Consider the following 19,245-nt stretch of genomic DNA (forward strand, 5'->3'; position numbering starts at 1 on the left):
TATAAAGGAGACAGTGTTCTTATCATGTATTGATTAAAATACGGCACTTAAAAATTAATTTAATACGTGATAGGTTTGTTCATGATTTAAGGGGAACTCAATTGGTTCGGACTTATCCATTAATTCTTCGGTCAAAACTACTCTGGAAATTGTCTGATTATCATATGGCTGCATATAATATGTTAAGCGACTGGAATCCATATAACTCCGATATTGCGTGTAATCAGAGTCACCATTTTCCTTGAGCTTAACGCCCTTGGGGATTTCGACTGAGTTCAAGATATGGCTCAATACATTAACGGCATCCTTACTTTGGGCGCTGATTGTGTATTGACGCATAAAAGCCGTTCTGACAAATCGGGAAACCGATGTATAATCACCCGGCATTCCCAAAGCACCGTTTCCCGGTCCAAAAGACGAGATGCGATAGCCACTATAATCACGGTCCGGGTGGGGATTGGGCTGTAGTTCCGTATAATTGTTCAGATTTTTTAAGTGCCAATCAAAATCCGGTGAATTGGTCATAACGCCAACCGGATTTTTAAGATAGTGAACACCGTCAGCTCTGATTTCAAGGACACGACAGTCACCATAACGGTCTGAAAGGATCCAGTGTAATGGGACTACTTTACCCAACAGCTTAATCGGGACGTTGACAACGTTGAGCTTTTTAATCAAGTCCGCCGCATCTTCACAACTGTCTGCGTTTCCCAAAAGCCAATTAAGCACTTCGTGAGAGGCAATGTTTGTTTGATCCGATTTGATTTGGTTGGCGTAACTGGCTTCATTGCTGAAATAAAGGGCAGCACCACTTAGACCACGTTCATTGACGCCGTCGACAAGAATATAATTACCGATGTTTCGACCGGCACCGACAAAGGCAAGCTTGGTGTCATATCCATCTTTTCCGGCATCACTGTTGAAATGCTGGTGACGTGGAATGACAACTGGTCGACCGTCTAAATCGAAATCAAAATCCATGGTTCTGGCAAGAAAATTATCTCCGGTTTCTGATAAAAAAGTCACACTGGTACACATGATTAATCCTCCGTGAATTTGTCGTTAGACCGTTGTTAAAGTGAGGCAGATGGCCACTAGTTGTTTCTCCGTTTATCTGCTTCACCCTGCAAGAGCCTGAGTTGTTTTTGAGTATTTTCGTATACTTGGCCGAGTTGTTTGGAGCGATTTCTGGTTCTTTCAATTCGGTCATTTAGTTCCTGATTCGAATAGTTTGATAATTGCCGCTGTGTTTGTTCAGTGAGTTCGTAGGCTCGACGAACGGTGTAATAGCTGCTTTTACCCACACTGGCCAGCTGCTTGCCGGCAGTTGAAAGGCTGGGTGTAGAGCTGAAATTGGTAATGCCCTGCTTTACTTTTTCACTCACATGGGTATCCCAGTAAGTGATTAAAGGTCCGGTAAAGAAGGCCACAATGATAGTCGCAAAGCCGACTGCTCCGCCAATAAAGAAGGCGGTTGCCATAAATAAAACGTCCTGTGTAATTCTGGCAGAACGGTACTTGATATGCAACCGTATAGACGCAATTGGTGCAATGGCATCATAGGGGGCAACTCCTAGATTGGCACCCATGTAAAGGGATGACCCAAGGGTAAAGAGTAACAGACCAACGATTAAGTTGGCGACCGTTGTAAAAATATTAATACTATTGGGCAGAATCATTTTGTATGCCGAGGACAACCATTGAATCTCGTAGCCGACCAATGTCATATTTAGAATAGTGCCGATACCAATCTTTTTTCGATCAAGGATCAGAATTAAAATAAAAATGATTAGGTTGACCATTAACTGTGCGTTTCCGAGACCGGTGTTGATTTTGGCAGCCAAGCCCGTATTCATTGCAGTGAATGGATCCAAACCAACATTTCCTTCACGAAGAAGGGTGGTCCCCGATGAAAGAATGGCAATGCCAACGAAAGCCATCAGTGTTCTTAACCCCACATCTGCAAACTTATTAATATTGGCCGGATCATTATCTGAAGAATCTTCTTTGGTGTTACTTATCATCCAACGCTTCCTTTCGAGTTTTCAAATTGATTGAGAAATTAGTGTCGATTATAACATTTAGATAAAGTGATGCAACCGTTTGAAATCGATGCCCAATCGGTTGTTAGCGTTTTAATAATGACGGGAGTGGGGGATTGGAAACCGTAAAAAAGTTTCCAAATTAACGCTGATCGAGAAGCGGGCTTGAAAACTTTTTGGAAAATAATTAGGTGAGAGCATGTTCCAGTTGGGTTTGTCCTACTGTCATCAGCCAGCAGAAGAACCAGTAGATGATAGCCATGACAATATAAATACTCATATAGTCCTGATAGGCACCCGCAATGATTTTTGCATCCATAAACATTTCACTAACCGTGATCATGGCAGCCAGTGAGGTACTTTTAAATAAGTCCAGCAGAATGTTTCCCAATGCCGGGATTGCGATCCTAAAGGCCTGTGGAAAAATCACCTTGGCGATGACTGTTCGATAGGGAAGCCCCAAAGAATACGCGGCTTCCCACTGACCGCGGTCCACGGCACTAAATGAGGAACGAAAGACCTCGGAAACAAATGCACTGCAATTAATCGTAAAGGCAATCACAGCGGCAGGCAATGCATTTGCACCAAAGCCAAAGTAAATGATGAATAATAATACCAGCATCGGAACGCCCCTCATAAAGGAAATAAACGCTCTGGCAGACCAGTGAAGTAATTTAAAACGGCTCATTTGAGCTAGTGTTAAAAACAAACCCAGTATCAAAGCCCCAATAAAACTAATGGCTGTTAAATATAGTGACATTGGAAATCCAGCCAAAATTTTTGGAATTGAATGGAATGCCAAGGGGCGTTGAAAAAGTTTGGAATTGAGAAATAATTGAGTATGCTCAAGTGCATCACCTACTTGATTGTGAAAGTTTTTGAAATATGGACTTTCGGCTGTTTGGAAACGTCGGCGTGATAATATTTCTCTGATAATTTCTTTAAAGTACCGTCACTCTTTAATTCAGCCAGTGCTTTATTAATTTGTTTTTGTAACTTCGTGTTTCCCTTCTTCATAATAATGCCGGTCCCTTTGCCGTCTTCATTAGTTTTGAAATACATATTGCTTAAAATTTTTAATCCATTATTTGGAACCGCAGCCAGGGCTAGCTTTTGCAGGTAATAGTCATTCATAATCAGATCGGTTTTACCATTTTTAACATCTTTCATGTAAATATCATTTGAGACGTTATCATAGTTGACCGGTTTGGCACCTAGTTGTTTTGCAAGTCTCTGATAACTGGTTCCGGCTTCACCGGCCGCCCGTTTGCCTTTAATATCAGCCCAGGAATGAATACCTGAATCATCCTTTTGACGAACGATAAGACTGTTAAACGAGTGTTTATAAGGCGTAGATAGAGCAAATTGCTTTTCTCGGGCAGGTGAAACAGAAAAGTCGTTTGCGGCGATATCGGCTTTACCGGTTTTAACGGCGGTCAACTGACCATCAACGTTCATTTCTTTAAATTCAACTTTTCGTCCCATCTTTTTAGCAACGGCACGAACAATTTCAACATCAAAACCAGTTAGCTTATTATCTTTTTCATTGTGAAATGAACTTGGATAAAGTGTTCCGGAAGTCGCACAGATCAGTGGTCCCTTTGAATTGGATGAAGAATTGCTCTTGCCACAGCCGGTTAGTAAAATCAGGACGATACCAATTGCCCCTAATAATCCCAACCAACGAAACTTAAATGTTCTCATAGTTTGATCCTCCTAAAATTTTTATGGTTCTCCATTATTATAAATTTATGAAACCGATTTCACAAGCCGATTGAACATCGATTCGGCAAGGACCCTTTTAGGAATTTAGATATTATCTTATGTTGCCTGTCACACAAAAAGATCCAATTAAGCCTGAGCGCCGTCAGTTCTTTAATTGGATCTCAATGTCATCGTATGTTGCTTGAATAAAAATGGTCTTGAAGTCGTGCTAAATTAGAATTCGGCCTTATAGCTGATTGAGTAGCTCTTTTCTTCACCGGCTGGCAATACGATATCGCCAAAGCCCTTGTGGTTTGGCGTATCGGGTAAGGTTTGAGCTTCCATTGCAATTCCCATATGAGGAACACCTGCACCGCGTTCGAATTTAACGCCATCCAAATCGTCTGGGGTAAAGACAACCAACGCATTTCGGTTGGAGAAGATTGAAACTTGACGACCGGAATCCGGATCGGATAAAGTAGCGATCGGATCTTCAACTTTATGATCATTAATGACGTAAACCTCATCGTAAGTATGACCAACGCTGGCTTTCATGTCGTCAATACCATTCTTGATGTTTTGACCTGAGCGGAAATCGTAGGCGGATCCGGCAACACTGATCATTTTTCCGGATGGTGTTTTATCTTTATTTAATTCCAAATAGTTATCCGCATCAATTGTGAGGGATTGACCGTAAACATTATTAGCATCACTCAAATTAAAGTAAGCATGTTGAGTTGGATTGAATAGTGTATCAGCATCGCTTTTGGCACTATAGGTAACAGTAGCAGTATTATCATCGTCTAATGTCCAAGTAATTTTAACGTCGATATTTCCTGGGAATGAGTCTTCGGATGAATCAATGTGTTTTTCAAGTACAATCTTATTATCCTCGATTGATCCGTTCCATACTTGAGTATTGAAACCGTGAGGACCACCGTGAAGTGTCGTACTGCCTTCGTTTTGGTCAACATGGTATTCTTTTCCCTTAATGGAGAAAGTACCATTGGTAATTCGACCAGCAGTTCGGCCAATGGCTTGGCAGAAGTATTGGTTTGCCATAATTTTCTTGCTGGATGCTTGGCTAAGTAAGACATTGGCTGTTTTACCATTTTTGTCAGGAAAATTAAATGCCTGCCAAGTTGCGCCAAGTGAGATAACAGAAATAGAAACGCCGTTGTCATTCGTTAACGTGAACTTTTGAATATCTTGATCGTTATATTTATCGAATAATTCTTTCTTTGCTTGCATTTTTATGAACCGCTCCTTAAAAATAATAAATTCAAGCTTTGAAACCGCTTTTATATGTATTATAATGCTTTTTTGTACGGAGGTCCAATCCAATATTTCACATTTATCCGTACAATTCTATGTCATTTACCTTAGAAGTATGATATTTTATTGGTAGGGATATTCTAAGGAAAAAGTGAGAGGTTTATTATGTGAAATATACTGTACATCTTGTCGGGCATATCAGACGTGTCTTTAATTGTTCTAATTTTTCTATGGGGTTTTGACTATGCCAGAAAAGAGAAGCCAAAGCATAACCATCATTTCGGGCTTTGGACATTGGCAACGTTAGCATTAACGGTGGTTCTAATGTTTGTAGCCGGTGCTGGAAAATAATCGGGTTTAAGTATAGTGGCTTTTTATCTGTAGACGGTCAATGAACCGGCCGTTCTTATCGGCTTTGTTGGTTTAAGTATAGTGGCTTTTTATCTGTAGACGGTCCAATGAGTACTTCAAATGATAGCGATGATCTCGATAAGTGTGCAGAAGGTAATATTGCAGGCTTTCAATTTTAAACGAGTGGGGGATTAACAAAAATGGAAACTAAATATGTCATGGTTAAAAAGAGCCTTAAACACCATATTATTAATGGAAAATATAAGATTAACGAAAAAATCCCCACCGAATCCGAATTAATGGCAATTTATTCAGTCAGTAGATATACCATCAGACGAGCGGTAGGTGATCTTGAACATGAGGGATACATTTATCGTGTCCAAGGCGGTGGCATGTACGTTAATGATTGGATCAACAATAAAGTTCGTTCAGAACGTTCAAATCAAAGCATCGGTGTGATCACAACCCACATTGCGGATTATATTTTTCCAAACATTATCAGTGGGATTGATCAGGTCATTTCTGATGCCGGGTATTCTCTTCTTTTAGGAAATACCCATGATGAACACGATAATGAACGGCATAATTTATTAAATATGTTGGATAACGATGTCCTGGGATTTATTATCGAACCGACGCGAAGCACATTGGAAAATCCCAATTTGGATGTTTATCAGATGATTATTCAGTCTGGCAAACCTGCCGTTTTCATTAATGCACATTATCCAGAATTGGATTTTCCATATGTTGAAGTGGCGGACACTGCCAGCGAGAAGAAATTAATGGATTATTTGTTGGATCACGGGCACGAACGGGTATTGGGTGTCTTTCAGGTTGATGATATGCAGGGAGTTAACCGGATGAACGGTTACATTCGTTCTTATCAGACACACCCCAACGTTGCGTCTTCCGGTGATATTATGATGTATCGTTCCGGTGATGACATTAATGATGTCCTTCGAAAAATCAAGAATCGGGTAGAAGTACCGGATAATACACGGCCAACAGCGATTGTTTGTTATAACGATCAGTTGGCAATGGAAGTGATCGGGATGTTGGGTAAAGAAGGGTTTGACATTCCCGGTGATATTTCGGTTGCCGGTTTTGATGATTACGAAATTTCAAAATATATTAATCCGGGAATTACGACAATGGTTCACCCTAAACGTTTATTGGGTGAAGCGGCTGCAAAAATGCTGATTGATATGATTAATAAAAAAGAGCATCGTTCTAAGGTCCTTGATGCTGAATTAGTTGTACGAGATTCTACCAAAGCTATCGATACAACCAAGACCGTCTGATTTTTTTGGAAAGGAACGAATCACGAAAGGTGGTGATGTTACAGGCATGCGATCCCCTTTCGATTTTTTTGTAAAAAATATTATGCTAACAAATAAAGCATGCATCGATTTATACGGATAAGTATTTTATACCGCTTTTGTAAGCGATACCGGAAACCGATTACAACTCGCATATAAAGTTCTTGCAATTATTTTGTTGATTTTATTTTCAAAAGTCGAATGGGGGTGCTCGTTTTGAAGAAAGTTTCAAACGGATTTATATATAGTTTCGGTGCCTTAGGCGGATTGCTCTTCGGTTACGCTATTGCGTCTATCTCAGGTGCAATTCTATTTATTGAAAAACAACTTCACTTAGGACCATGGCAACAGGGTATGGTTGTTAGTTCGGTTTTAATCGATGCCATTATTGGTGCTTTGGCAACCAGTAAGTTTTTGGATACGTATGACCGTCGTAAGTTACTTGTTTGGGCCTCGATCATTTTCTTCATTGGTGCCATTACACCCGGGGTTGCACCAGGCTTCTTGGTATTGCTGATTACCCGTATTGTCTTGGGTGTTGGTGTTACATCAGCATTGATTCTTGTATATCTGCATGAATTTGCACCCAAGAGTATGTATGGTACGGTTGCAACAATGTTCCAATTAATGATCATGATTGGTATCTTATTAGCCTACATTTTGAACCACACATTCGCTCATATGTATACTGGCTGGCGTTGGATGTTAGGATTTGCTACATTAACAGCTGCCATCCTATACGTTGGTGCGTTGTTCCTGCCGGAAAGTCCCCGATTCTTTGTTAAGGTCGGTAAAAAAGACGAAGCTCGTTCAGTTTTGATGAACACAAATAAGGGTGACGAGGGTGCCGTTAACAAGGCAATGAGTGAAATTGAAGAAACAGCTTCATAGAAGACCGGTGGTTGGAAGGAATTATTTGGTAAAGCAGTTCGTCCGACTTTGATTACTGGTCTTGGCGCAGCCGTTTTCCAGCAAGTTATCGGTTCAAACAGTGTTATATTCTATGCACCAACGATCTTTACCGATGTTGGCTGGGGCGTTATCGCTGCTCTACTTGCCCATATCGGAATTGGTGTGATTAACGTTGCTGTTACGGTTGTTGCAATGCTGTTGATGGATAAAGTTGACCGTAAAAAGATGTTAATCTTTGGTGCCAGCAGCATGGGCTTGTCCTTAATTGTGATGTACACAATGTTTGATCTTCCATTTAACGATATCAAATAGTGTGTGAAGCTAATCTTAAAATAGTGACCTATTCTAGGAAGAATGTAACGCACTAAAAAACGAGGTTAAGACAATTTAACTGTTGTCTTAACCTCGTTTTAATACGTCATTCAAAAAATAAACTGCGGGCATTTGCTATAATGTCATTAGTGGTTAATAAAAACGGAACCGGAGGAAAAGGATCAATGGCGATGACTGAAAAGCAAAAAATGCTCGCGGGTAAGAAGTATTTGAATACAGATAAGGAATTATCAGAAGACCGTTGGAAAACTCGAAAACGAATTAATGAGTTTAATGATTTGTCCAAAGAAGCCCCGGATGAAGCAATGAAAATTTTAAGTAATGTTTTTCAAAAAACAGGGAAAAACTTTGAGGTGATGGCACCTTTTCAATGCGATTACGGATATGGCATTACGGTGGGCAATAATTTCTTTGCTAATTATGGCTGCACGTTTATTGACGTTGCCTCCATTACATTTGGTGATAATTGTTTGCTTGGTCCAAATTGCCAAATCTATACGGTGGATCACGCCTTTAATGTTGAGGAGCGAAACCGTGGCATTGAAATTCCGGGTAAAGTGACAATTGGTGATAATCTTTGGGCTGGCGGCAGTGTTGTCATTACCCCAAATGTCACACTTGGAAACAATGTGATCATTGCTGCAGGTGCCGTTGTCACAAAGTCGTTTGGTGACAACGTTTTAATTGGCGGAAACCCTGCCCATGTTATTAAAGAATTAAAGTAAAACGGAGAAATTTAATGTCTAAGCAAAATATCGGTTCCAGAATTGAATTAGCAGATGGCAATAAAATGCCCGTCCATGGGTTGGGTGTCTATCGTATGACGGATGAGGATCAGCTGATTAACTCGGTTAAGTCCGCCTATAGCGATGGCTATCGGTTATTCGATACCGCCCAGATGTATGGAAATGAGGCAGCTGTTGGTAAAGCAATCAAGGATTTGAACGTTAAACGCGATGAGATCTTTATCACCACTAAAATTGCTGAAGAAAACCAGGGATATGATAAGGTGATGTCTTCGTTTGAGGATTCTTTGAAGAAGCTTCAACTGGATTATGTTGACCTGCTTTTGGTTCATTGGCCAATTCATACCCATTTTTTTGAGACTTGGCGTGCCTTTGAAGCCTTGAAAGAGCAGGGACTTGTTAAATCAATCGGAACGAGTAATTACGGGATGCTTCATTTACAATACCTAGCGACCAAGGCAAATGACATGCCGGTTGTTAACCAATTGGAAGTTCATCCATATCTATCTCAACAGGCGATGGTTGATTTTGATCGCGATAACCACATTGTCACCCAAGCATGGGCACCGTTGGGACGGGGACGGATTTTTGATGATCCGGTGATTATTAAGATTGCTGAATCCCACGGTAAGTCAGCAGCTCAAGTTATTTTACGTTGGCATTTACAACGAGGAGACGCGTTTATTCCGAAATCCGTTCACCCGCAACGGATTCAGCAAAATGCCGATATCTATGATTTTGAGTTGAGCAATGATGAAATGAACCAGGTTGATGGCTTGAACCGTAACACACGAATTAGTCAGGAACCTGAAATGGTTTATGAAATCGGCCATCAATATCCGCATCATTAAGATAATGCTTTAGTCATTAAAAAGCCGTTTGGAGGATCTTTCTCCGAACGGTTTTTTTAGCCTAGTGCTACATCCAGAATCATCATTAAAGTAAAACCAGCCATAATACCAAAAATGGCCCAATGTGATTCGGATTTGGTTCGGGCATGAGCTTCCGGAATTAACTCTTTACAAGCAACGTAAATCATTGCTCCAGCCGCAAATGCCAGTGCATATGGTAAAATTTGACTGACATAGGAAACCAATAGGGCACCCAAAATGCCGGCAATTGGTTCAACCATCCCACTTGCCTGCCCGTACATGAAAGCTCGCGGCCGGCTCATCCCATTTTGTCGCAGTGGGATTGACACGGCAGCACCTTCGGGGAAGTTTTGCAGACCGATTCCGATTGCAACCGTTACCGCCGCCAGAACCATAGTGGCATGCTGGGCGCTGCTGGCTGCTTGGATAGCACCAAAGGCTACGCCGACGGCTAATCCTTCCGGAATATTATGAAGGGTAATTGAAAAGACCAATAGAATTGCCTGTTTAATTTTATGCGGTGGTTCTTCGTTCTCGTTGTGTCTGATGTAGAGTGCCGGAATAATTTTATCGGCCACGTATAAGAAAAGACCACCGAGTATAAAGCCACTTGAGACAACCAGCCATGGCGTTTTATCCAACTCCTCAGCCAGGCTGATTGCCGGATCCAGTAGTGACCAAAAAGAAGCAGCAATCATGACACCAGCCGCAAACCCATACATCATGGCAAGTGCGTGACTTCGAATGGTCTTAAAAGCAAAGACAAGAGCAGAACCAAGGGCGGTGACACCCCATGTAAAAAGTGTGGCGAAGAGTGCCTGCTGCCAAGGCGCAAAATTTAACAAATAGGTCATTGGATTTCTGTCCTTTCATGCGTAAGACGAATAGTACTCACTTAGTTTGTTTCTTCACAATAAGTATAACAAAATATGTTGCTTTATTTGATAATTTGATTCTAAAAAAATAATGGCAAAATAATTTGTGATTTAAATCATTTTTGTGGGTTGCGATTGTTTTTAAGTGAATCTTTCTTCGCAATTCGCTATACTTAAAGTGTATATGATTGAAAAAATATGAAATGAGGCTGATTTTCGTGAAAAAAGTCACTGCATATCTCGTCCGACACGGACAAACGTACATGAATTTGTATAACAAGGTCCAGGGATGGATTGATTCACCATTAACCGAAAAGGGGATTCAAGATGCAAAGAATGCTGGTGAACGGCTGAAGGACATTAATTTCAATGCTGCATTTTCCAGCGATTCAGGCAGGGCTATTGATACGGCAAGGATTATATTGCGGGCAAATCCTCACAATATAAATATTGTCAGTTATCAATATCCGGAATTGCGGGAACAGTTTCACGGTTATTTCGAGGGTAATGATTTAAATCAGATGTGGCAGTTTGTGGGGGCTCAGGTTCAAAAGACTTCGGAAAAAGAAGTGCTTAAAGATTTTGGTCTTGAACGTGCCAGAGATTTGATTCATCGAGCAGATCTGTATAATAATGCTGAAAATAATGCAATGTTTTGGGAACGACTCAACTTCGGTTTTGATAAGATTCGGGAGAGTACCGAAGACAATCAGACAATCTTGATCGTTTCTCACGGTATGACGATCCGTTCGATTGTTGACCGATATGCGCCGGACTTGGATACCGGTGTGCCGATTGCTAATGGGGCAATTACGAAATTGGTCATTTCAGATGATGATATTAAAGTTGAATGGGCAAACAAACTGGATGCCATTGATCAGTAGGTCGTTTTTTGCTCAATTAGATTGGAATTTGTTTATATAATGGATGAATGGGATTGCTAACCTGTTCTATATATGATAGATTTACATGAGATGTGTTTGAGGCTGGGACAAAGGAGTTTGCCACAGCCTCTTTGTTTGATTATAGAAATGATTTGTGAAACAATGCGGGCCGAACGATGATAATAATAGCGTTAAAAACAAGTGACTATGTGATGTTAAAGTCGGCTGTCGATACAAACAGATTGAATTAAATTGTTTCACTATGATTTCAGGGAAATACAGAAACGCGAGGAAAAGAAGTTAATGATTACAATTTCAGAAATGGGATTACAACTCTCAGGTAAAAAACTATATGAAAATGTGAATTTAAAATTTACACCGGGTAACTGTTATGGCGTTATTGGTGCAAATGGTGCGGGTAAATCCACTTTTCTCAAATTATTGGAAGGTAAATTAACGCCCACTACCGGCAACGTTCACGTTGATAAAAATGAACGAATCTCAAGCTTGAGCCAGGACCATTACGGATTTGAAGATCAGACGGTCATGCAGACGGTGATTCAGGGATATAAGCATCTTTATGATGTGATGCAGGAAAAGGATGCTCTGTATGCCAAAGCTGATTTTTCCGATGAGGACGGCATTAAAGCGGCCAATTTGGAGGCTGAATTTGCTGAAATGGATGGTTGGAATGCTGAAGCTGATGCGTCACAGCTACTGCAGTCTTTGGAAATTCCGGAAGACCTTCATGAACAATTAATGAGTGAATTGACGGAAGGCCAAAAAGTGAAGGTATTGTTGGCGCGGGCGTTGTTTGGCGAACCGGATATTTTATTATTGGATGAGCCAACCAACGGATTGGACGTTTATACGATTGAATGGCTGGAAAACTTTCTGGCTGATTATCCAAAGATTACAATTATCGTTTCTCATGACCGTCATTTCTTAAACCAAACGTGTACGATGATGTGTGATGTTGACTTTGGAGAAATCAGAATGTACGTTGGCAACTATGACTTTTGGCTTCAGTCCAGCCAATTAGCTGCTAAGATGAAAACGGACTTTAATACCAAGAAGGCTGAAAAGGTCAAAGAGCTTCAGGAATTTATCGCCAGATTTAGTGCAAATGCTTCCAAATCAAAACAAGCTACTTCCAGAAAGAAGCAGCTTGAAAAGATCACACTTGACGATATTAAACCGTCGTCAAGAAAATATCCGTTCATTAATTTCGAGGAAGAGCGCCCATTGGGAAATGATTTGCTGAGAGTGGATAAAATTTCGAAGACAATCGACGGGGTTAAGATTTTGGACGATGTGACGTTTACGTTGCGTCCCGGTGATAAGACTGCAATTGTGAGTCGAAATGATTTGGCAACGACCACATTGATGCAGATCTTAGCCGGAAAAAGTCAGCCTGACGCCGGTGAGTTTACTTGGGGTCAAACAGTTAAAATGTCTTCCATGCCAAAGGACTTTGCTTCAGAATTTAATAACAATGATTTACGAATTATTGACTGGCTGCGTCAATATGCGCCTAAGGGAAGCGATGATGATGCTTTTCTTCGTCAATTCTTGGGAAGAATGCTGTTCTCCGGGGATGACGTTGATAAAAAGGTTAAAGTCCTTTCCGGTGGTGAGAAAGTACGTTGCATGTTGTCCAAGATGATGTTGGAAAAGGGAAATACCCTGTTAATGGACGACCCGACAAATCATTTGGATTTGGAATCAATTACCTCACTGAATGAGGGCTTGGTTGGCTTCCCGGGATCCATTATCTTTACGTCACATGATCACGAATTCATTCAGACAATTGCTAATCATATTATCGAAGTCTCGAATAACGGGATCATTGATAAGGCTGACACAACGTATGATGAGTTTATCAATCATCCGGATGTTCAAAAAAAGTTGGCTGATCTGTACGATTGAAAATTTAATAACTGATTGAAAAACGGAATCAAGATGATTTATCATCTTGGTTCTTTTTTGAAAGAGGCCAAAGAAAAATATTGACCAAAGCGTTGAAAAAAGGCCATACGCTTGCCTTTTGATGATTATTAACCATTAAGAACAGTGATTAGCTGTTAGCGTTTATAACGATAAAATGTAAACAAGATATTATAAAACTATGTTGGACAAATAATTTCGTAAAGCATATTGTTATTATATATTGATAAATAGGTTAATGATAATAAATAGGTGATAAGGCATTTTAACCACGAATCTTTGGTTAATGCCGCAAAAGAGGTTGATGAGAGACAAATGGAATTATTAATACAAAATCTGAGCATGAGTTATGGTAAAACAAAGATTTTTTCTGATCTAAACGCGACACTTCACGATGGTGGTTTAATCGGGCTGCTTGGTCCAAATGGTGCGGGAAAGACAACACTATTGAAGATATTAACCACGTTGCAGAAACCGACCAAGGGAGATGTCTTGATTGATGGGACAAGCATGATTGCCCATCCCAATGTAATGAAAAATCTGTTGGGTTACTTGCCTCAGCAGGTTCCGTATTTTCCTAATTTAACGGCAGGTGAATATTTAAACTATATCGCTGGGATGAAAGGGATGAAGGCTAAAGAAGCGAGACGAGAGACCGGGTCACTTCTAGAAAGATTGCATTTGGCAGATACAGGTCATAAGCGATTAAAAGATTTCTCCGGAGGCATGCGACAGCGTGTCGGCATTGCGGCAACTTTGCTGAATGACCCGAAAATCATTATTGCTGATGAGCCATCGACCGGACTTGATCCTGAGGAACGGGTAACGTTAAGAAATATTTTGGGTGAGTTGGCAAATGATCATTTGGTTTTGCTGTCCACACATATCGTTTCCGATGTGGAAGCGATCGCTGGGCAAATTTTGTTAATTAAAGAAGGTCATTTCTTATATCAGGGGACACCCAGTGATTTAATAAAACGAAGTATCGGTCATGTTTGGGAGTATCCGGTTACCACGGCCGACACTTCTCCGCTGACCGCCAAACAGTTGGAAGAACCAACAAATTCACTGATTCAGCGACCGGACGGCATTCAAATCAGAGAAATTGCGAAGACGCCTAGGCAGCCACAAGCCCGCCAAGTGTTACCCAGTTTAGAAGAAGCATACTTGGGTGCCCTTAAAGGGGTGATTTCTTTATGAAAGATAGTTTTCAGGCTACTTTTCGGGAAAAGTACCGGCGGATGTCGTTTGTCGCGTTATGCATTGCCCTGATCTTTTCGGTCTCACTGATGATTCCCAGAGGATCCGGTGTGATGCGGGCAATTATTGTCAATCCGGATACATACCAACAAGCCAATAATGCCAGCTGGGCATCGATCAGTGTCAGTTTTATGATGGGATTCTTTTTGCCGTTAATCGGGGCAACTTTTCTCCGAAATACGATTCGAATGGATCGTGATAGTGGCACGATGACATTGTTTTTAACCACTAAATTTTCAAAGTTGAACTATTTCATGGGGAAATTTTTAAGTAATTTATGTCTCATGTTGATTTTCTGGTTAATTATTTTAATCTTTTCACTAATTGGCACCTTACTTAAATTTGGACAGACAACCTTTAATCCGGGTCAATTCTTGATGCCGTTTTTGATATTATTACCTGGTTTGATTTTTGTTTCTGCGTTAACAATTTTTACGGAGGTCATCCCGGGATTACGCGGTAGACTTGGTACTGCCGGCTTAGTAGCTTTCTTGGTTATTTTGTATGCGGCAGGGGCGAATTATCAGCACACCCCCGGTCATCTCCTGCGTTTATTCAACTTATCCGGTAGCGGCTACTTAATTACAAATATTAAACAAGCCGTGGTGCAATCCTCCGGGAAGCCGTTAACGTTACTAAAAGTCATTGGCGCCAGTACCTCAACTCGGTATACGGGCGCGCATAACCTTGTTTTTCCGACGTTGAAGTTAACGGGATTGGATTTTTTGAATATGGGACTGCTTGTATTATTGGGAATTGGACTGGTCGTGTTAGCCGCCCTGCTTTTAGAGCGTCGACCTATCAGCGCTTATCATATAGGTAGGTGGGAAATGCGGTTACCTGCATTCCGATTACCGGCCAAACGGTTACCAGCCATGGAAATGAATGGCATCAAACACTCACAATTCTATATATCGTCCAGATTATTAACAGGTGGCGTTACAAACTATTGGGTTTTAATCATTATGATTATTTGGTTGTGGAATTGGGGCAGTACGTATAGCGGACTCATTCATTCGGCGTTTCCAATTTTATTTTTAGCGGTTATTCCGTTATTTGCGGATCTTGGTGCCGGTGGGGTTCAAAACGATGTTTATCAGTGGCTGCGGACGATACCAAATGGTCAAAGACGCCAAACAATCAAGGAGTGTCTCGCTGGGATCACGTTATCGATTTTCCTTGTGCTCCCCGCTTTGAGTAAGGTACCAGCCTTTATGATGGTGGCATTGTTTATTTGGGCCGTTCAATTACCGTTGGCTTGTCAACTTTTAGGTCGCCTAACAGGCAGCAAGCGACCGGTTCAATTAGTGATAGTTCTTTTCTTTTACCTCTATATTAATGGTGCCCCGTTGCTTCCGTTTGACCAATCCGGTCTGACACTGCCAACAGTCATTTATTTGGTGATTGGTCTGGGATCTTTATCACTGCTGTTTTTTCCAAAAACCTATCCAATTAAAAAGTAGACGATAAATTTGATTTTTTATAGTATAAAGCCGACTCATCATTTATTGACGAGTCGGCTTTATACTAATGTCCCTTATGTTTTTCCTGATGTTTCTTGCGTTTCTTTTGGTAAATTAACTGTTTTTGTTGATCCCTGAACATTTTATACTGTTTCTTATGAGCCGCTTTTTTACTTTCACGCTGCTTTTGCAGTGCCTGTTGGGCTTTTGTTCCAACCCCGGTGGTTCGGATACTTTTATTGGCAAGTCGTGAAAGTCGCTTCGGATTAATCTTTCGAATAAGGGGTATTGGCACCTGATCAGACTGAAAGAAATCCAATGACTTCCAACGATGGATTAAAAATTCTTCGATTTGCCGCGATGTTGGCGCTGAGGTACCGAGAATAACTTGAGCAATTTGATAGGTCTCTGCAAAATGACATTCAAAAATACCCTTATAAAATGGTGGATCAAAAATAACGGTTAACGTACCACTAACAATATTAGTCATTGTTAGCCCTCCTTTTATTGTGACCATCAGATGGACGACCCAGGAGGGAAGGATACTGACGGTAAGAAAGCTTGCCGCATCCGGACTACCAACCGGACTGTGTTTTTTCTGACAATCAAAGAGTAGCATGAACTGAATGTAGACGCAATTCAAACTTTGTTAGCACAATTAAGTTGACAAAATCTTCGCCATGGCGTATGTTTTCATTAACATAAAATTGCGATGAAGAGAAGAGTAGTTAACCGAGTAATTGAGTAAGCGACCGTCAATTGGTGAAAGGGCGGCTTTGAAACGTTAACGAAGATGAACTCTGAGCATTAGGTAAGTGGAAGCGATACCTACGTGAGGACACGTTACGATCCCGAACTTACACGACTTAAGTGTGAGTTGTTGAGGCGATTATTGTAAAATAATCGTGATAAAGGGTGGTAACACGGAAAGTCCGTCCCTGTATTTTAATGAATACAAGGACGGACTTTTTTTGTCTTTATCAAAACAATAACATCAAACTAAAAATTGATAATAACAATAAAATTTCTGGAGGTTAACGGTAATGAGAAAAGATGAACAACTCCAAATTCTAAAAGACTTAATTAAAATCAATACTGAAAATGGCAATGAACTTGAAACGGCTGAATACATTGGCGGTTTGTTCAAGCTTCATCATGTTCCGTACCGTATTGACCGCTTTGATGGTAATCGGGCTAACTTGGTTGCCGAGGTTGGTTTGAAAGAGACCGATGAAGTGCTGGGAATTACCGGCCATCAGGATACCGTTAATGTCAGTGACCAAAGGGCTTGGACCCATGAACCGTTTGCTGCCGAAGTGGTGGGCGATAAGTTGTATGGCCGTGGGGCTGCGGATATGAAAAGTGGCCTGGCAGCTCAAATTATCACCCTTATCGAATTACATGAACAACGGGCTGTTAAAGGAACATTGAGGTTTATTGCGACTGCAGGCGAAGAATACGGGACACCGGGTGCCAATCGTTTATTGAAACAAGGTGTGGTTGACGATCTTTCAGCATTGCTTGTTGGTGAAGCGACCGATGGTCAGATTGTTTATGCCCATTCCGGAAGTTTGAATTACCGTATTAAGAGTTATGGGCAGTCTGCTCATAGTGCGCGGCCAACACAGGGAATTAACGCAATTTCCGGATTACTGCAGTTTGCTGCAGCGGAAGCAACGCTATTTCAACAAGCACCGTTGGATTCGATTTTAGGTGCGGTAAAACACAGTATTACAGTCATTGGTGGCGGTGAGCAGGTTAATACAATTCCCGATTATGCGGAATTGTCAGGGAACGTCCGACCAACGCAAAGTTTTGATAACCAGCAAGTCATTGCATTGATTCAGACTGCCATTTCACAAATCAATCAACAAACGGACTATCATTTGGAATTTGACCTAATTCATAGTTTTCGTCCGGTTGAAACCACTCCCGATAATCCTTTTGTAAGACTGGTACAACAAGCAGCAGTCGATGCGTTTGTTGATCGGGATGTGGCACTGGAAATAACAAATGGTGCAACTGATGCCAGCGTCTTTATCAAGGGAAATCCGACAATGCCGGTTGTTATTCTGGGACCGGATGAAAAGGTCGTTTCTCATCAAGTTGACGAATACACGACACTAAGTGGCTTTTATCAGGTCATTGCAGCTTATGAAGATGTGGCAGTTAGTTACTTTAAAACAGGTAGCCGAACAAAACAGTTGGCTGCTGATGTAGTTAGTCCGCAAATTCGTCCCGCAAGGCAGGCTGGATAGTTGCGTGAGCATCATTTGATTTTAGGACGAAAAAATATTGATAAACCCACTGGGGACTCTTGGGTCGTACATTAAAATGCTGACGCGTCAGCATTTTCTTTTTGCCAATTTTATGTAGACGCAGGGGTATTGAAGACAGTTAGTGATGAGTAGGAGACTTTGGATAACCAGTGACAGGATGTCTCCATGACTATTTAGAAGTGGCTTCTTGTTTCTTTTTCAAAAATTGCCGTTAGTATTAATAAGGTTCCCAATCCTAAGCTACGATGGCATCAAAATAAATGGTAACTTATTGGTTACTTTAAATACCGGTGAGTAACAAATTGTTAGTCAGAAATTTGCTGCTCATTTGCGAAACAGTTAAAGTTAGTTACGCTTACTTCCTAATGTGTATAAAAAATGTCGTGAAGTGTCATAAGTTATTAACTTTTAAACTAGATATCTTTATATTGAAATCATTGGTTGAACAAGTGATTTAAAAATATGGATTATCCGGTTAATGAGTGAAATTTTTTTACAAAGTTTTTGAATTAGAAGCTCTATATATGATAAAAGCAAAAAATATAGTTAATTTGTACAATTTGAACTTATATTCCATCATTTTTATTTACAACAATTCATCTTCTTGTAGGAGTTGGCAATTACATTTCAACAAAAATGTTTGTAGTAGAAATAAACGAAAGTCTGCAAAAAATGACTTTTTAGTGATGAATCACAAAATAAATAATTTTAAAGGAGAAAAAGCTATGGCTGATGCACTTAAAATTGTTTTTCAAATAATTCATAAAACCCCTTTTTGGGTATGGGTCGTTTTGGTGATTTTAATCAAACGTGGAACTGCACTGACAGTAGAAAGCCCAGTTTCATTAAAAAGAGCATGTATAATGCCTGCTATTTTCATTGTTTGGGGTTTAAATACTATTATTTACCAATTTGGTAATCCTAATGTACTATTAAACTTTTATGTAGTTTCTTTAATTCCAGGATTCTTTCTTAGCTATTTA

15 protein-coding genes and 3 pseudogenes are annotated in these 19,245 nt (G+C 40.5%); 11 read left to right on the top strand and 7 right to left on the bottom strand.

What is annotated here, in order from left to right; genetic code table 11:
- Positions 1 to 54: 54 nt before the first annotated feature.
- The 5 genes and pseudogenes from HMPREF0519_RS07480 to HMPREF0519_RS07500 all read right to left on the bottom strand — a co-directional run bounded on the left by HMPREF0519_RS07480 (position 55) and on the right by HMPREF0519_RS07500 (position 5,090).
- On the bottom strand, positions 55 to 1,038 hold the full coding sequence (locus tag HMPREF0519_RS07480; protein WP_003635173.1) for a choloylglycine hydrolase family protein: 984 nt from the start codon (positions 1,036 to 1,038) through the stop codon (positions 55 to 57).
- A gap of 56 nt (positions 1,039 to 1,094) precedes the next feature.
- Entirely contained in the window at positions 1,095 to 2,024 is a 930-nt protein-coding gene (locus HMPREF0519_RS07485) for a YczE/YyaS/YitT family protein (protein WP_003635176.1), read from the bottom strand.
- Between the two features lie 205 nt (positions 2,025 to 2,229).
- Positions 2,230 to 2,897: pseudogene (locus HMPREF0519_RS07490) on the bottom strand (amino acid ABC transporter permease).
- A gap of 3 nt (positions 2,898 to 2,900) precedes the next feature.
- The gene (locus HMPREF0519_RS07495; protein WP_003558557.1) at positions 2,901 to 3,746 is read right to left on the bottom strand and encodes a transporter substrate-binding domain-containing protein; all 846 of its coding nucleotides are present in this window, start codon (positions 3,744 to 3,746) and stop codon (positions 2,901 to 2,903) included.
- A gap of 234 nt (positions 3,747 to 3,980) precedes the next feature.
- Positions 3,981 to 5,090 (bottom strand): aldose epimerase family protein, encoded by a 1,110-nt coding sequence (locus HMPREF0519_RS07500; protein WP_003635180.1) that lies wholly within the window; start codon positions 5,088 to 5,090, stop codon positions 3,981 to 3,983.
- Positions 5,091 to 5,225: 135 nt separating this feature from the next.
- Here HMPREF0519_RS07500 and HMPREF0519_RS13690 point away from each other — a divergent pair, with 135 nt between their 5' ends.
- The 5 genes and pseudogenes from HMPREF0519_RS13690 (at position 5,226) to HMPREF0519_RS07530 (ending at position 9,533) form a co-directional block, all read left to right on the top strand.
- Positions 5,226 to 5,372, top strand: coding sequence for a hypothetical protein (locus HMPREF0519_RS13690; protein WP_003635182.1), 147 nt, complete (start codon positions 5,226 to 5,228; stop codon positions 5,370 to 5,372).
- Between the two features lie 200 nt (positions 5,373 to 5,572).
- Complete coding sequence (locus HMPREF0519_RS07510; RefSeq protein WP_003558562.1) at positions 5,573 to 6,673, top strand: GntR family transcriptional regulator; 1,101 nt, start codon at positions 5,573 to 5,575, stop codon at positions 6,671 to 6,673.
- Between the two features lie 234 nt (positions 6,674 to 6,907).
- Positions 6,908 to 7,885 (top strand): annotated as a pseudogene (locus tag HMPREF0519_RS07515) (MFS transporter); the annotation flags it as partial.
- A 170-nt stretch (positions 7,886 to 8,055) separates the two neighbouring features.
- The gene (locus tag HMPREF0519_RS07525; RefSeq protein ID WP_003635188.1) at positions 8,056 to 8,661 is read left to right on the top strand and encodes a sugar O-acetyltransferase; all 606 of its coding nucleotides are present in this window, start codon (positions 8,056 to 8,058) and stop codon (positions 8,659 to 8,661) included.
- A gap of 14 nt (positions 8,662 to 8,675) precedes the next feature.
- Positions 8,676 to 9,533 (top strand): aldo/keto reductase, encoded by an 858-nt coding sequence (locus HMPREF0519_RS07530; RefSeq protein ID WP_003635190.1) that lies wholly within the window; start codon positions 8,676 to 8,678, stop codon positions 9,531 to 9,533.
- A 56-nt stretch (positions 9,534 to 9,589) separates the two neighbouring features.
- Here the strand turns inward: HMPREF0519_RS07530 and HMPREF0519_RS07535 are convergent, their stop codons facing one another.
- Positions 9,590 to 10,408, bottom strand: a complete 819-nt coding sequence (locus HMPREF0519_RS07535; protein ID WP_003635192.1) for a ZIP family metal transporter — start codon at positions 10,406 to 10,408, stop codon at positions 9,590 to 9,592.
- 224 nt (positions 10,409 to 10,632) lie between these two features.
- Here HMPREF0519_RS07535 and HMPREF0519_RS07540 point away from each other — a divergent pair, with 224 nt between their 5' ends.
- The 4 genes from HMPREF0519_RS07540 (at position 10,633) to HMPREF0519_RS07555 (ending at position 15,983) form a co-directional block, all read left to right on the top strand.
- Entirely contained in the window at positions 10,633 to 11,313 is a 681-nt protein-coding gene (locus HMPREF0519_RS07540; protein ID WP_003635194.1) for a histidine phosphatase family protein, read from the top strand.
- A gap of 303 nt (positions 11,314 to 11,616) precedes the next feature.
- On the top strand, positions 11,617 to 13,242 hold the full coding sequence (locus HMPREF0519_RS07545; RefSeq protein WP_040472759.1) for an ABC-F family ATP-binding cassette domain-containing protein: 1,626 nt from the start codon (positions 11,617 to 11,619) through the stop codon (positions 13,240 to 13,242).
- Positions 13,243 to 13,575: 333 nt separating this feature from the next.
- On the top strand, positions 13,576 to 14,460 hold the full coding sequence (locus tag HMPREF0519_RS07550; RefSeq protein ID WP_040472760.1) for an ATP-binding cassette domain-containing protein: 885 nt from the start codon (positions 13,576 to 13,578) through the stop codon (positions 14,458 to 14,460).
- Entirely contained in the window at positions 14,457 to 15,983 is a 1,527-nt protein-coding gene (locus HMPREF0519_RS07555; protein ID WP_003635201.1) for an ABC transporter permease, read from the top strand. The genes HMPREF0519_RS07550 and HMPREF0519_RS07555 overlap by 4 nt, the downstream gene beginning before the upstream one ends.
- 64 nt (positions 15,984 to 16,047) lie before the next feature.
- Here HMPREF0519_RS07555 and HMPREF0519_RS07560 read toward each other — a convergent pair whose 3' ends face one another.
- Entirely contained in the window at positions 16,048 to 16,473 is a 426-nt protein-coding gene (locus HMPREF0519_RS07560) for a YjdF family protein (protein WP_225429035.1), read from the bottom strand.
- A 553-nt stretch (positions 16,474 to 17,026) separates the two neighbouring features.
- On the opposite strand from HMPREF0519_RS07560, the gene HMPREF0519_RS07565 reads away from it, so the two are divergent.
- Together HMPREF0519_RS07565 and HMPREF0519_RS07570 are read left to right on the top strand one after the other, a co-directional pair.
- Positions 17,027 to 18,241: an ArgE/DapE family deacylase gene (locus HMPREF0519_RS07565; protein ID WP_003635204.1), complete on the top strand. Its 1,215-nt coding sequence runs from the start codon at positions 17,027 to 17,029 to the stop codon at positions 18,239 to 18,241.
- Positions 18,242 to 18,987: 746 nt separating this feature from the next.
- Positions 18,988 to 19,245 (top strand): annotated as a pseudogene (locus HMPREF0519_RS07570) (DUF6622 family protein); the annotation flags it as partial.

The organism is Lentilactobacillus hilgardii DSM 20176 = ATCC 8290, from assembly GCF_000159315.1.
Lineage (GTDB): Bacteria > Bacillota > Bacilli > Lactobacillales > Lactobacillaceae > Lentilactobacillus > Lentilactobacillus hilgardii.